The following is a 13857-nucleotide window of genomic DNA, read 5'->3' as shown; positions in this document are numbered from 1 at the left end:
AAAGTAGAGCCGCGCCCTACGGCGCCAGATACCGCATCAGCTCCGGATTGCCTTTCACCTCGCCGGCGTAGCCCTGCAGCGCGACGCGGCCGCGGTCGAGCACATAGGCGTAGTCGGCGACTCGCAAAGCGAGGTCAAGGTGCTGCTCGACGATGATGACGGCGATGGTCTTGGCGAGCTCGATCAGGCGCTCGGTGATCTCCTCGATGACACCGATCCAAACGCCCTCGGTCGGCTCGTCCAGCAGCAGCAGTTTTGGATCGCCCAGCATGGCGCGGCCGATCGCCAGCATCTTGCGCTCGCCGCCGGAGAGCGTGCCGGCGGGCTGGTCGAGGCGCTGGCCGAGCTTTGGGAAGATCGCTAGCACGCGGTCGATGGCGGAGGCGTCTTTGTTCGCGAGCGAGCCGACGGCGAGATTGTCGCGCACCGACAGGCGGGCGAACACCGAATGCTCCTGCGGCACGTAGCCGATGCCGGCGCGCACGCGCTCCTGGGTGGCGCGGTGGCTGATGTCGCGGCCGTCGAAGGCGACTTCGCCCTTCCATGCCGGCAACTCGCCGACGATGGTCTTCATCAGCGTGGTCTTGCCGGCGCCGTTGCGGCCGAGCACGGCAACGCCGCCGCGCCAGGGAATGCCGAGGCTGACGTCGAACAGGACCTGGCTGCGGCCATAGCCGGCGTCGAGATGCTTGATGTCCAAAAATTCAGGCACGGCGCAGATAGATCTCCTGGACGGATGTATTGGCCTGGATCTCCGACACCGTGCCTGTTGCCAGCACCTTGCCCTGGTCCAGCACGGTCAGGCGATCGCAGATGTCGCGAATGAAATCGAGGTCGTGCTCGACGATGACGAGCGAGCAATGTTTTTTGATCGGCTGCAGCAGCTCGCCGGTGACGCGGCGTTCCTCCAGGCTCATGCCGCCGGTGGGCTCGTCGAGCAGCAGGAGCTTCGGCTTGCCGGCGAGCGCCATCGCGATCTCCAGCCATTGCTGCTGACCGTGCGACAGCGCGGCAGCCGCATCGAAGGCGCGATCGGCGAGGCGGAACTGCCTCAGCATGGACATGACCTGGTCGTGCAACGCACCGCGCGTGCGCGAGAACACGAGATCGAACAGCGAGGACTGCGCCTGCAGCGCGAGCAGGATGTTGTCGTAGAGCGTCAATGACGGCAGCACGGATGTGATCTGGAATTTCAGGCTCATGCCGGCCCGGGCGCGCTCGGTCGGCGTGAACGCGGTGATGTCGGTGTTGACGAAGGAGACTTTTCCTTGCGTCGGCACCTCGGCCCCGGCGATGCACTTCATCAGCGTGCTCTTGCCGGAGCCGTTCGGGCCGATCAGGCCGTGAAACTCGTTCTCGCCGACGGTGAGGGCTGCGCCGTCAAGCGCGGTGAGCTTGCCGAAGACCTTCTTGATGCCGGCCGCTTCAAGGAGCATTGCGCGTCTCCTTGACCTTGGCGCCAAAGCTGCCGACCCGTTCGCGTTCGCCGAGCACAAAACTGATCAGGCCGAGCGGCCGGAACAGGATGACGAGCAGCAGCAGCAGGCCGAGGATGATCGGCCAGATGTCGCGATAATTGTCCGAGAGCCAGAAGCTGACGCCCTCGACGATCACGGCCCCAATGACGGCGCCGATCAGCGTGCCGGAGCCGCCGAACAGTACATAGAGCACGACCTGGGTCGAGACCACGACGCCGACCATGTTGGGCCAGACGAAACCTTCGTGGAAAGCATAGAGGCTGCCGGCGAGACCAGCGATGGCGCCGCCGATGGTGAAGATGATCGCTTTCAGGTGCTGCGCCTTGTAGCCGAAGAAGGCGATGCGCTGTTCGTTCTCGCGCAAGCCCGCCAGCGCCAGACCGAATTGCGAACGCACCAGGAAGCGGCAGAGCAGATAGACCACGACGAGGATGCCGAGCACGAGATAGTAGAAGGCCGGTCCTTCCGTGAAGTCATAACCGCCGAGCGACATCGGTGCGATCGAGGGGATGCCGTTCTGGCCGCCGAGATAATACCAGCCGCGCGCGAGGCGATCGGCGGCGTAGGAGCCGGTCAGCGTGCCGAGCGAGACGAAGATCACGCTGGAGGGATGCCGGCCCAGCAGCAGGAAGCCGCCGAGCAGCAGCGCGAAGGTGAGGCCGATCAGCGTTCCCGCCGGCAGCACCAGGAAGATGTTGGTGATGTCGAGGTCGCGCGCGAGCAAGGCGACGCCGTAGCCGGCCGAGCCGAAGAACAGGGCCTGGCCGAAGCTCATGATGCCGGCATAGCCCCAGACCAGGTCGAACGACAGCGCAAACAGCGCGAGGATGATCACCCGCGTCGCGAACACCGTGAGATAGTCCTGCAGCACCAGCGGCGCGAGTAGCGCCGCGAGGAGCACGAGGCCCTCGATGATGGGCAGGATTTTTCGTCCTGCCTTGACGCGGTCATTGGCCCGTTCCGCCGCTGTGCCCTTAGCCATCGCACCGTCCGCTTCGTCGTCCGCGTCGGCGACGATGGCCTCTCTTACCACACTCATCGGCTTCAGCATTCCACCTCAGCATTCCTTGGGATCGACGAGGCCATTGCTGCGCCCGACGATCTCGTAGTTTCCGCTCTTGGCGACCGCGGTGTACATCTTCATCTTGCAGTGCCGCTTGCCCGGCACCATCTCGGCGGGTCCGCCCGGACCTTCGGCGATCTTGGCATGGTCGAGCGCGGCGGCCACCGACTCGCGGTCGATCTTGCCGGCTTCCTTCACCGCGGCTTCCCACAGCTTGAGGCCGCGATAGGTGCCGGTCGCCGCGCTGCCGGCGGCGAACAGGAAGTTGCCTGGGAAATCCTTTTCATAGGCCGCCTGGATCTTGGCGTCGAACGGGTTCTCCTTGGTCAGCACCTTGAAATAGTCGAGGCAGCTCGCAAGGCCCTCGATCTCGGCAGCCTGGTTGATGTTGAGCGTGTTCTCGTCATAGTAGACGCAGGCGAGCCGGCCGCCGTTCTTGAGGAAACCGGCTTCATAGAGCTGCTTGAAGAACGGGCCGACGCCCGGCGGGATGACGGTGTTGAAGACGACGTCGACCTTGTTGGAGATGATGCGGTTGACGGTTGCGGAGAAGTCGACCTGGTCGAGCGGGTAGTATTCTTCGAACACGACCTCGCCGCCGCTCGCCTCGATCACCTTGCGGGCGTAGACGTTGAGCGTGTGCGGCCAGACATAATTGGCGCTGGGCAGCGCGAACTTCTTGCCGCCGTTCTTGATCAGCCAGGGGATGAACTCGTCGCATTGCTGCGCCGGCGTCGGGCCGGTGCAGAACAAATAGGGCGTGCACTCCTTGCCCTCGTAGAGCTGCGGATAGATGTAGAGCGTCTTGCCGCGCGCCACGATCGGGTCCTTGATCGCATTGCGCATCGAGGAGGTGATGCCTCCCAGCACCATATCGACCTTGTCGCGCTGGATCAGCTTGCGCACGTTGCCGACGGCGACGGATTCGTTGGACGCGGTGTCCTCGATGTAGAGCTCGAGCGGACGGCCGAGCAGGCCGCCGGCCGCGTTGATCTCCTTGATCACCATTTTCGCGACGTTGGCGTCGGCGTTGCCGGCATAGGCGATCGGGCCGGTGAGGTCAGTGGCGATGCCGACCTTGATCGGCGTCTCGGCAGCATTGGCCCAGGGCGCCGGGATCACCCAGCTGCCGACGCCGGTCGCGACCGCGCCCGATGCAAAAGCAAAATTGGACAGGAAGCGACGTCGCGTGAGCTGAGTACGATCGAGCATGTGATTAAACCCCTTTTCCAGCGATGAGACCTTGCGGACGGAATTTGATGAAGACGATGGCGAGCACGAAGACGAGGACGTCGGCGACGACAGGTGCCATCACCCAGGGCAGCGCCGCGCTCAGCGTGCCGATGACGCCGGCGCCCGCGACCGGGCCGATGAAGGAGCCGACCCCGCCGACCATGACCGCGACAAAACCCTGGATCAGGAAGCGCAGTCCGAGATCGGCAAACAGGCTGAACACCGGCACGATCAGCGCGCCGGCAAGGCCCGCGAGCGCAGCGCCGAAGGCAAAGGTGGCGCCGTAGATCAGCGGCGTTGAAATGCCCGACGCTCGCGCCAGCGACGGGTTCTCCAGCGTCGCCCGCACGCGCAGGCCGAAGCTGGTGCGCGACAGCAGCAGATAGCAGAGGCCCATCACCAGCAGCGTGATGACGATGATGGTGAAGCGCCACGCCGAAATATGCATGGCGCCGATGTCGATCGAGCCGCCGATCGGCTCCGGCACGGTGAGATAGAAGCCGCCGATCAGCCCGCGCACGGCTTCGCGGATGATCAGGCCGAGCGCATAGGTGCCGAGCATGGCAACGATCGGCGCGGCGTAGAATCGTCGGATGATCAGTGCCTCTAGCACGAAGCCGAGCGCGCCGACCACGAAAGGTGCTGCAACCATGCCCGCCCAGATCGGCAGGCCCTTGGCATAAGCGAGATAGGTGATGTAGGCACCGAGCAGGACGAACTCGCCTTGCGCGAAGTTGAAGATGCCCATCATGCTGGCGATGATCCCGAGCCCCAGCACGATCAGGACGATGATCGCGCCGAAGCTCAGGATCTCGAACGCCGCGACGAACGCGTTAGCCATGTGTTGGATTCTTGTTTTGACGCGTTTTCTTCACGCGAACCGGCATCCACTTCGCTTGAAAACGCTTCTGTGTTCCGTCAGCCTGCATCAAATCTTGGTTCACATCTTCTTCCAGTCGCCGATCTGCTCGAAGGCATGGGCGGCGCGGTAGATGGTGGATTCCTCGAACATGCGGCCGACCAGCATCAGCCCGACCGGCAGGCCGTCGACCATGCCGCAGGGCAGCGACATCGCCGGATGGTGCGTGATGTCGAACGGCGCGGTGTTCGAGATCATCTCGAGCGCGCGGGCAACATATTCCTCACGGCTGGCGTTGGGCTCCGGCAGCTTGGTCGCCTTCATCGGCGTGGTCGGCAGCAGGAGCAGATCGTAATCCGCAAAGGCCTTGTCGTAGGCGGCGGTCAGCCGGCGCGAGATGTTGAGCGCCTTGCCATAGAAGCGCGGGCCGAAATTGTTGTTGATGTAGGTGCCGAGCATCATGAAAAGCTTCGTGGTCTCGGACAGCGAGTCGGCCTGCCGGCGCCAGCCGCGATGGAAATCCATCAGCGAGGTCGAATAGAGATCGCCGCGGCTGAGGCCGTAGCCGTCGCCGAACATCATGGTCTGGGTCAGGCCTTCAGTGCCGATCGGAGTCCAGATCGCGCCGCCCATGAGGTGCATCGGGATCGAGACGGTCTCGACCATGGCGCCGAGATCCTTGAAGCGCTTTGCGGCCTCGCGCACGCTTTCATTCACCGCAGATTCGGCGGTCGGCTGCTCGAAACCCTCCTTGAGGATGCCGATCTTCATGCCTTTGACGCCCTGGCCGAGCGCCTTGGTGTATTCCTCCACTTTCGGGGCCTTGATCCTGGGATCGTAGCCGTCGTCGCCGGCGAGCACTTCGAGCAGCAGGGCGTTGTCGGCGACGGTCGCGGTCATCGGGCCGGTGTGATCGACATAGATCTCGATCGGCATGATGCCGGTGTAGGGGACGAGGCCCCAGGTCGGCTTCATGCCGTAGACGCCGCAGAACGACGACGGCATGCGGATCGAGCCGCCCTGGTCGCCGCCGATGGCCATGTCGACCTCGCCGAGCGCGACCACGACGCCCGAGCCCGACGACGAGCCGCCGGCCGAGTAACCCATCTTGTGCGGATTATGCACCGGCCCGTAGGAGCCGGTGTGGCTGCCGCCGGACAGGCAGAAATGCTCACAATGCACCTTGCCCTTGATCTCGGCGCCGGCATCCAGCATGCGCGTGACGATAGTGGCGTCGAAATCGGGCACATAGCCCTCCAGCGTCGACGAGCCGTTGGTCATGGGCACGCCGGCCAGCATGATGTTGTCCTTCAGCGCGACGGTCTTGCCCTTGAGCTTGCCGCTGGCGGCGCCCTTCACGGTCGTCTTGCGATACCAGGCATTGCGCGGGTTCTCCTCCGCCGAGGGCCGGTAGCCCGGCGTGCGCGGATATTTCACTTCGGGCAATTCGTCCGGCATCGCGGCAACGAGATTGTAGGCTTCGATCGAGCCCTGCATGAGACCGCGGAACGAGGCGACGTCGTCATCGGTGAGCGAAAGGCCGCACTGCTCGGCGACACTGCGAAGTTGGGCTGGCGTGGGAAGGGCAACTGTCACGGCGCTCTCCTTGAAGCTTCTTGATCCCTGGCACTGATGAAAGCCTCTCGCTCGCGCCTTCAGGGGCGCGGGCCAACCGGCTTCACGTCGTTACTAGAGACGGAAATATTTTCCATTTCAAGTATTATTTCGCAAGGCGGCTGCGGCGTATCGGAGCCGTCTCTCAGAGCGTCTTGATGATCTTGAAGTCGAGACCGTCGGCTTCAGCGAGATACATCGGCATCTCGGCGCGGCCGTCGCGAAGCGTCACGGGACCGCGGCCCGCCGAGTAGACGGTGTTGCGCGCGGCCTTGAGCAGCGGACGAAACGCCAATGATCCGGCGCGGTTGGCGACGGATTCCAGGAAGCGCAGCCCCTCATAGTTCGACTGACCGACGGAGCCGACCGGCGGCGCGTTGGCACCGAACATGGAATAATAGGCGCTGAGGAACTCGTCATTGGCGCGCGAGACCAGACCGTTGAAATAGCCGGAGGCGCAGAACAGATTCTCGGTGTTGTCGGCGCCGATGCCGAGCAGCACGGTCTCGTCCATCGCACCTGCAAGCCGCAGCGTCGACGTGGCGAGGCCCGCTTCGGCGAAGGCGCGGTTGAAGGTGATGCTGTCGGTGCCGATCAGCGAGATCAGCACTACATCGGGCCGGGCGGCGCGGATGCGCGCCAGATGCGGCTCGTGATTGTCCTCGCCTACGGGTACGAACTCCTCGCCGACGACCTGGCCGCCCGCTTCCTTGATGTAGCGCTTGACCGCGCGATGCGACTGCCAGGGCCAGACGTAATCGCTGCCGATCAGGTACCAGCGCGCCGCATTCTTGACCTCCGCCAGCCAATGGATCGAGGGCCGGCTCTGCCAGCGCGGCGTTTCGCCGATCGCCATGACGCCCGGCGTGCGCTCGCCGCCCTCATAGACAGGCGTGTAGATGTAGGGGATGCGGTTGCCGGTGACCTTGCGCAGCGCAACCCGAACCGCGCTGATATGCGAGCCCATGATGAGGTCGACCTCGTCGAAGGCGATCGCCTGCTCGGCGCGGCGCACCACCTCCTCGATCGGTCCGCCGGAATCGTAGATCGATAGTTCGAGCTCGCGGCCCAGAATGCCGCCGCGCTTGTTGATCTCGGCCACGGCCAGCATCGCGCTGTTGGTGGAGGTCGGGCCCCAGATTCCGGGCGAGCCGGTGAAGGTGAGGAAATTGCCGATGCGCAGCTTGTTGCGCGCACCCCGCCGCTGGATGACATGCGCATCGACCGGAGACAGGTCGAAATCCGCCGCCGATGACGACAAATTCCTGAACAGCAGGGACGGCGGCAACACCGGACCGCCGTGAGCCGGGAAGTTTACCGTCGCGTGCACGCCAACTCCTGTCTGAGACCAGACCTGAAAGCACATTGAGCAGGCGGCCGCGGCTTCCGCCCTTTTGTTGGGCAATGATCCTATTTTGAAAATATTGAATATTCAAGAATTGAAGTGCATATAGATGCAGCATTGTTTGCAAGACATTCACTCATTTGGGTCAAGGCGAAGTCTTAGCCGTGGCAAAACCGCCGAAAGAAAACTCCCCGATCACCGAACACCTCGCCTACCTGCTCGCGCAAGCCAACCGGGAGATCAACCGGCAGCTCGAACTGCGGTTGAGCAAGGAGGGCGTGCCGGTCGAGCAATGGCGCATCCTGAAAGTGCTGTCGGATGGGGAGGGCCATTCGATGGGCGAGCTCGCGGACGCCGTGTTGCTCAACCATCCGACGCTGACCAAGATGATCGACCGCATGGTTTCCGACACGCTGGTCTACCGCGTGCAGGACCCCAACGACCGCCGCAAGGTGCTGATGTTCATCTCCGACCGCGGCAAGGTGCTGTGCAAGAAGCTCAACTCGCTCGCGGTCGACCAGGAGGAGCACATCCTGGAGAGCTACGGCGACAAGTCGACGAGCGAATTGAAGCGGCTGCTGGAGAGCCTGATAGATAGTTCGAATTAAGGGGCGGCCGGCCCGTTACCCCATCTACGAGGGCACACCACATACTCGCTGTCATCGCCCGATTTAATCGGGCGATCCAGTATTCCAGAGGCTGTTGTGGTTGAGCCGAGACGCCGCGGCGTACTGGGTCGCCCGGTCAAGGCCGGGCGACGACGGCGGAGAATGAGGCGCTGGTATCGCGCCTTACGCGCGCACGGCAGCGAAGTTAGCCGCTAAGCATACCGCCCGTGGCAGTGCTTGTACTTCTTGCCGCTTCCGCACGGGCAGTCCTCGTTGCGACCGACCTTGCCCCAGCTCGCCGGGTTCTTCGGATCGCGTAGCGCCGCGTCGGTGGCCTGGGCGCCGAGGGTGACGCTGGCGAGGGCCATCTCGTCCTCGCCGGTGTTCGGATCGAACTTGTGCGCCTCCATCGGCGGCAGCACCGGGGCTTCCTGCTCCGGCGGGACGATCTCGACCCGCATCAGCTGCGCCGTAACGGCCTCGCGCAGGTGAGCGCTCATTTCCTGGAAGAGATTGAAGGCTTCTGTCTTGTACTCCTGCAACGGATCGCGCTGGCCGTAGCCGCGCAGGCCGATGACCTGGCGCAGGTGGTCGAGCATGATCAGGTGCTCGCGCCAGAGATGGTCGAGCGTCTGCAAGAGGATGGTCTTCTCGACGTAACGCATCACGTCGGGACCCCATTGCGCGACCTTGGCCGCCATGTGCTCGTCCGCCTTGGTCTCGATGCGCGTCAGCAGCTCCTCGTCGGCGATGCCCTCTTCCTTGGCCCAGTCGTCGACCGGCAGGTCGAGATCGAGCACGCGCTTCAATTCGTCCTTCAGTCCGGCGACGTCCCACTGCTCGGCATAGGCATGCTCGGGCACGTGCTTGGCGACGAGGTCGTCGATGAAGGCGTGGCGCATGTCGGCGACGGTCTCGGCGACGCTCTCGTCCTTCATCAGCTCGACGCGCTGGTCGAAGATCACCTTGCGCTGGTCGTTCTGGACATTGTCGAACTTGAGCAGGTTCTTGCGGATGTCGAAGTTGCGCGCCTCGACCTTCTGCTGCGCCTTCTCCAGCGCCTTGTTGATCCAGGGATGGATGATGGCCTCGCCCTCCTGCAGGCCGAGACGCTGCAGCATGCTGTCGAGACGATCCGAGCCGAAGATGCGCATCAGGTCGTCTTCGAGCGACAGGAAGAACTTCGAGCGGCCGGGGTCGCCCTGACGGCCGGATCGGCCGCGCAGCTGGTTGTCGATGCGGCGGGATTCGTGGCGTTCGGAGCCGATGATGTAGAGGCCGCCCGGCTTCTTCACGGTCTTGGCGGGCTTGGATCCCTTGGCCGGCTCAACCTCGACGGTCTCCTCGGCCTTCAGCACGATGTCGCGGAAGTGCTCGATATCGGCCTTGATCTGCTCGATCTTGCTGGCCTTCTCGGCCTCGTCGGTGATGCCCGCAGTCTCCTGCTGGATGCGCATCTCCAGGGAGCCGCCGAGCTTGATGTCGGTGCCGCGGCCAGCCATGTTGGTGGCGATCGTGATCGCGCCCGGCACGCCGGCTTCGGCGACGATGTAGGCTTCCTGCTCGTGGAAGCGCGCGTTCAGCACCGCGAACAGCTTCGCCGGCTTGCCGGCGCGGGCGGCGGCATAGAGCTTGTCGAGCGCACCCTCCTTGCCGAAATCGATCTGCTTGTAGCCGTTCTTCTTGAGGAATTCGGCGAGCACTTCCGACTTCTCGATCGAGGCGGTGCCGACCAGCACCGGCTGCAGCCGCGCATTGGCGCGCTCGATCTCGGCGAGGATGGCCTGATATTTTTCCTTCTGGGTCCGATAGACCTCGTCGTCCTCGTCGAGGCGCGCGACCGGCAGATTGGTCGGGATCTCCACGACCTCGAGCTTGTAGATGTCGAACAATTCGTCCGCTTCGGTCGCGGCGGTGCCGGTCATGCCCGCCAGCTTCTCGTACATGCGGAAGTAGTTCTGGAAGGTGATCGAGGCCAGCGTCTGGTTTTCGGGCTGGACCTGGACATGCTCCTTGGCTTCCAGCGCCTGGTGCAGGCCTTCCGAATAGCGGCGGCCCGGCATCATGCGGCCGGTGAACTCGTCGATGATGACGACCTCGTTGTCGCGGACGATGTAGTCCTTGTCGCGCGTGAACAGCGTGTGGGCGCGCAGGGCCTGGTTGATGTGGTGCACGACGGAGACGTTCTCGACGTCGTAGAGCGATTCGCCCTTGAGCTGGCCGGCATCGCGCAGCAGCGTCTCGATCTTCTCCATGCCGCCTTCGGTCAGCGTCACCGTGCGCTGCTTCTCGTCGACCTCGTAATCGGTCTTGTCGAGCTTGGGCAGGAAGCCGTCGATGGTGTTGTAGAAGTCGGAGCGGTCGTCGAGCGGACCGGAGATGATCAGCGGCGTGCGCGCTTCGTCGATCAGGATGGAGTCGACCTCGTCGACGATGGCGAAGAAGTGCGGCCGCTGGACCATGTCCTCGAGCCGGTACTTCATGTTGTCGCGCAGATAGTCGAAGCCGTATTCGTTGTTGGTGCCGTAGGTGATGTCGCAGGCATAGGCCGCCTTGCGCTCGGCATCGTCGAGGCCGTGCACGATCACGCCGGTGGTCATGCCGAGGAAGCCGTAGATCTGGCCCATCCAGCCGGAGTCGCGGCGGGCGAGATAGTCGTTGACGGTGACGACGTGAACGCCCTTGCCGGCGAGCGCGTTGAGATAGACCGCAAGCGTCGCGACCAGCGTCTTGCCTTCGCCGGTCTTCATCTCGGCGATGTCGCCCTCGTGCAGCACCATGCCGCCGATCAGCTGAACGTCGAAATGGCGCTGGCCGAGCGTGCGCTTGGCGGCCTCGCGCACGGTCGCAAAGGCCGGGACCAGAAGGTCGTCCAGCGTCTTGCCGTTCGCGAGCTGCTGCTTGAATTCCGCGGTGCGGGCCTTGAGCGCCTCGTCGGAGAGCTTGGCGAGCTCAGGCTCCAGCGCGTTGATCGCATTGACGCGGGACTGATATCCCTTCACCCGCCGGTCGTTGGCGGAGCCGAAAAACTTGCGGGCGAGCGCGCCGATCATGCCTGGTTCCTGTGTTCGCGATTCAACCGCGTTGGGCCTAAGAAGTTGTCACCCGCCCGCCTATCAACTCACCGTGACGCTTCGCGGCGTCGGAGCCCGAACTGCGGGGGACATCCGCCATATGGGTGGGAATTGGGCAAGTCTGGGTTCAACGGCCAAAAACGCAGCAAAATAAACGCCATCGCCATGGTCGCGACCGCGCAGAGATATGGCCCGGTCGGGGCCTTGTCAACGGCGGGCGCAGTGCGGCTAATTCATCATTTTGACAGACTTTTCGCGTTGCCAAGCCCCCCTGATTGGGCGAGTGTCCGCCCCGCTCGAGCAGCCCCCTGCTTCAACATAAGGATTTTCCATGACCACCTCGTTCCCGGCAACCCAGCGCTTCCGCTACGCGTCCGCCCTGGCTGGCAGCCTCGCTCTGGCGCTGTCCCTGGCGTTTGCGGGCCCGCTCCGGGCCGCCGATGATCCGGTGCTGGCGAAGGTCAATGGCGCGGAAATCAAGAAGAGCGACGTCACCATGGCCGAGGAGGAACTCGGGCCGAGCCTCGCCCAGATGGACCCGGCCACCAAGGACGAGAACGTCCTGTCGTTCCTGATCGACATGAAGATCGTCAGCAAGGCTGCCGAAGACAGGAAAATCGCCGACAGCGAGGAGTTCAAGAAGCGCCTGGCCTTCGCCCGCAACCGGCTTCTGATGGACAGCCTGCTCGCGGGCGAGGGCAAGGCCGCCACCACGCCGGACGCCATGAAGAAGGTCTATGAGGAGGCCGCCAAGCAGATCACCGGCGAGCAGGAGGTGCGCGCCCGCCACATCCTGGTCGAGACCGAGGACGAGGCCAAGGCGGTGAAGGCCGAGCTCGAGAAGGGGGCCGATTTCGCCGAGCTCGCCAAGAAGAAGTCCAAGGACCCCGGCTCTGCCGATGGCGGCGACCTCGGCTTCTTCACCAAGGAGCAGATGGTGCCGGAATTCTCGGCCGTGGCCTTCTCGCTGGAGCCCGGCAAGATCTCCGACCCCGTGAAGTCGCAGTTCGGCTGGCACATCATCAAGGTCGAGGAAAAGCGCAACCGCAAGGCGCCCGATTTCGAGCAGGTCAAGGCGCAGATCGAGCAGTATGTAACCCGCAAAGCCCAGGCCGAGTATGTCGCCAAGCTGCGCACCGAAGCCAAGGTCGAGCGGCTGGACCAGCCGGCGGCGGATGCGTCGAAGGACGCCAAGCCGTCCGACAGCAAGATGGCGCCGCCGGCGAAGAAGTAAGAATTCGCTGTCACTTCGCGGACGCCAAGGGTATCTAACGTCACAATGGCCGGGGGCTCCCCCGGCCATCTGCATGTCAAGACCCTACCAAGGCGCCCGCGATGTCCTCCTCCGTCTCTCCCCTGGCCCCCAAAACCATCCCTGATATGCCCGTGATCGCGGGCATCCGTCTTGCGACCGCCGAAGCCGGCATCCGCTACAAAAATCGCACCGACGTGCTGCTCGCGGTGATGGACAAGGGCACTGCGGTCGCCGGCGTCTTCACCAAGTCGAAGTGCCCCTCGGCCCCGGTGGAATGGTGCCGCGCCAAGCTGAAGGGCGGCAAGGCGCGCGCGCTGGTGGTCAATTCCGGCAATGCCAATGCCTTCACCGGCAAGACCGGCCGCGCCTCCACCGCGCTGACGGCGAAGATCGCGGCCAAGGCGGTCGGCTGCAGCGAGAGCGAGATCTTCCTGGCCTCGACCGGGGTGATCGGCGAGCCGCTGGACGCCACCAAGTTCGACGGCGTGCTCGGCCGCCTCGCCGGAGCTGCCGATCCCGGCGGTTACCTCGCCGCGGCCAAGGCGATCATGACCACCGACACCTTTCCGAAGGTGGCGACCGCGACGGTCAAGCTCGGCAAGGCCAAGGTCACCATCAACGGCATGGCCAAGGGCGCCGGCATGATCGCGCCCGACATGGCGACGATGCTGTCCTTCATCTTCACCGACGCGCCGATCGCGCCCGCCGCGCTGCAGGCGCTGCTCAAGAGCGGCGTCGAGGATACGTTCAACGCCGTGACGATCGATGGCGACACCTCGACCTCCGACACGCTGCTGGCGTTCGCCACCGGCGCCGCCGCCGAGCATGGCGCGCCCAGGATCAGCCGCGCCAGCGATCCACGCCTGAAGGCCTTCGTCAAGGCGTTCAACCAGGTGCTCGCCAATCTCGCCGAACAGGTCGCCCGCGACGGCGAAGGCGCGCGCAAGCTGGTCAAGATCACCGTCGAGGGCGCCAAGACCAAGGCCTCCGCCCGCAAGATCGCGATGTCGATCGCGAACTCGCCGCTGGTGAAGACCGCGATCGCCGGCGAGGACGCCAATTGGGGCCGCGTGGTGATGGCCGTCGGCAAGGCCGGCGAGCCGGCCGATCGCGACAAGCTGTCGATCTCGTTCAACGGCATCCGCGTCGCCAGGAGCGGCGCGCGCGATCCCGATTATGACGAAGCGCAGGTGTCGGAAGCGATGAAGGCGCCGGAGATCGCGATTCGGGTCTCGCTCGGCCTCGGCAAAGGCCGCGACCGCGTCATGACCTGCGACCTCACCAAGGAATATGTGGCGATCAACGGGGACTACAGGTCGTAGGCGCTA

Annotated in this window: 11 protein-coding genes; 3 read left to right on the top strand and 8 right to left on the bottom strand. The window is 64.2% G+C overall.

Going from position 1 to position 13857, the window contains the following annotated elements; all coding sequences use genetic code 11:
- Positions 1 to 16 precede the first annotated feature (16 nt).
- The 7 genes from HZZ16_RS20145 to HZZ16_RS20115 form a co-directional block, all read right to left on the bottom strand.
- Positions 17 to 712 carry a branched-chain amino acid ABC transporter ATP-binding protein gene (locus HZZ16_RS20145; protein WP_197950902.1) on the bottom strand — a complete coding sequence of 232 codons (696 nt, stop codon included), beginning with the start codon at positions 710 to 712 and terminating at the stop codon, positions 17 to 19.
- A complete protein-coding gene (locus tag HZZ16_RS20140) occupies positions 705 to 1436 on the bottom strand; it encodes an ABC transporter ATP-binding protein (protein ID WP_197950900.1) in 732 nt (243 codons plus the stop codon). The genes HZZ16_RS20145 and HZZ16_RS20140 overlap by 8 nt, the downstream gene beginning before the upstream one ends.
- On the bottom strand, positions 1426 to 2529 hold the full coding sequence (locus HZZ16_RS20135; protein WP_197950898.1) for a branched-chain amino acid ABC transporter permease: 1104 nt from the start codon (positions 2527 to 2529) through the stop codon (positions 1426 to 1428). The genes HZZ16_RS20140 and HZZ16_RS20135 overlap by 11 nt, the downstream gene beginning before the upstream one ends.
- A gap of 6 nt (positions 2530 to 2535) precedes the next feature.
- Positions 2536 to 3753 (bottom strand): substrate-binding protein, encoded by a 1218-nt coding sequence (locus HZZ16_RS20130; protein ID WP_197950896.1) that lies wholly within the window; start codon positions 3751 to 3753, stop codon positions 2536 to 2538.
- A 4-nt stretch (positions 3754 to 3757) separates the two neighbouring features.
- A complete protein-coding gene (locus tag HZZ16_RS20125; RefSeq protein WP_025032673.1) occupies positions 3758 to 4615 on the bottom strand; it encodes a branched-chain amino acid ABC transporter permease in 858 nt (285 codons plus the stop codon).
- Positions 4616 to 4714: 99 nt separating this feature from the next.
- Entirely contained in the window at positions 4715 to 6229 is a 1515-nt protein-coding gene (locus HZZ16_RS20120; protein WP_197950894.1) for an amidase, read from the bottom strand.
- Between the two features lie 163 nt (positions 6230 to 6392).
- On the bottom strand, positions 6393 to 7577 hold the full coding sequence (locus HZZ16_RS20115) for a substrate-binding domain-containing protein (RefSeq protein ID WP_197950892.1): 1185 nt from the start codon (positions 7575 to 7577) through the stop codon (positions 6393 to 6395).
- Positions 7578 to 7756: 179 nt separating this feature from the next.
- Here HZZ16_RS20115 and HZZ16_RS20110 point away from each other — a divergent pair, with 179 nt between their 5' ends.
- Positions 7757 to 8200 carry a MarR family winged helix-turn-helix transcriptional regulator gene (locus HZZ16_RS20110; protein WP_197950889.1) on the top strand — a complete coding sequence of 148 codons (444 nt, stop codon included), beginning with the start codon at positions 7757 to 7759 and terminating at the stop codon, positions 8198 to 8200.
- 212 nt (positions 8201 to 8412) lie between these two features.
- On the opposite strand, the gene secA is transcribed toward HZZ16_RS20110, so the two are convergent.
- Positions 8413 to 11253, bottom strand: a complete 2841-nt coding sequence (gene secA, locus HZZ16_RS20105) for a preprotein translocase subunit SecA (RefSeq protein WP_197950887.1) — start codon at positions 11251 to 11253, stop codon at positions 8413 to 8415.
- Positions 11254 to 11605: 352 nt separating this feature from the next.
- Here secA and HZZ16_RS20100 point away from each other — a divergent pair, with 352 nt between their 5' ends.
- Positions 11606 to 12508, top strand: coding sequence for a peptidylprolyl isomerase (locus tag HZZ16_RS20100; protein WP_197950885.1), 903 nt, complete (start codon positions 11606 to 11608; stop codon positions 12506 to 12508).
- 101 nt (positions 12509 to 12609) lie between these two features.
- A complete protein-coding gene (gene argJ, locus HZZ16_RS20095) occupies positions 12610 to 13851 on the top strand; it encodes a bifunctional glutamate N-acetyltransferase/amino-acid acetyltransferase ArgJ (RefSeq protein ID WP_197950883.1) in 1242 nt (413 codons plus the stop codon).
- Positions 13852 to 13857 lie beyond the last annotated feature (6 nt).

Source organism: Bradyrhizobium glycinis (assembly GCF_016031655.1).
GTDB classification, from domain to species: domain Bacteria; phylum Pseudomonadota; class Alphaproteobacteria; order Rhizobiales; family Xanthobacteraceae; genus Bradyrhizobium; species Bradyrhizobium glycinis.
Note: the sequence above shows the minus strand (reverse complement) of the source record. Positions and strands in the feature narration are given on the sequence as shown.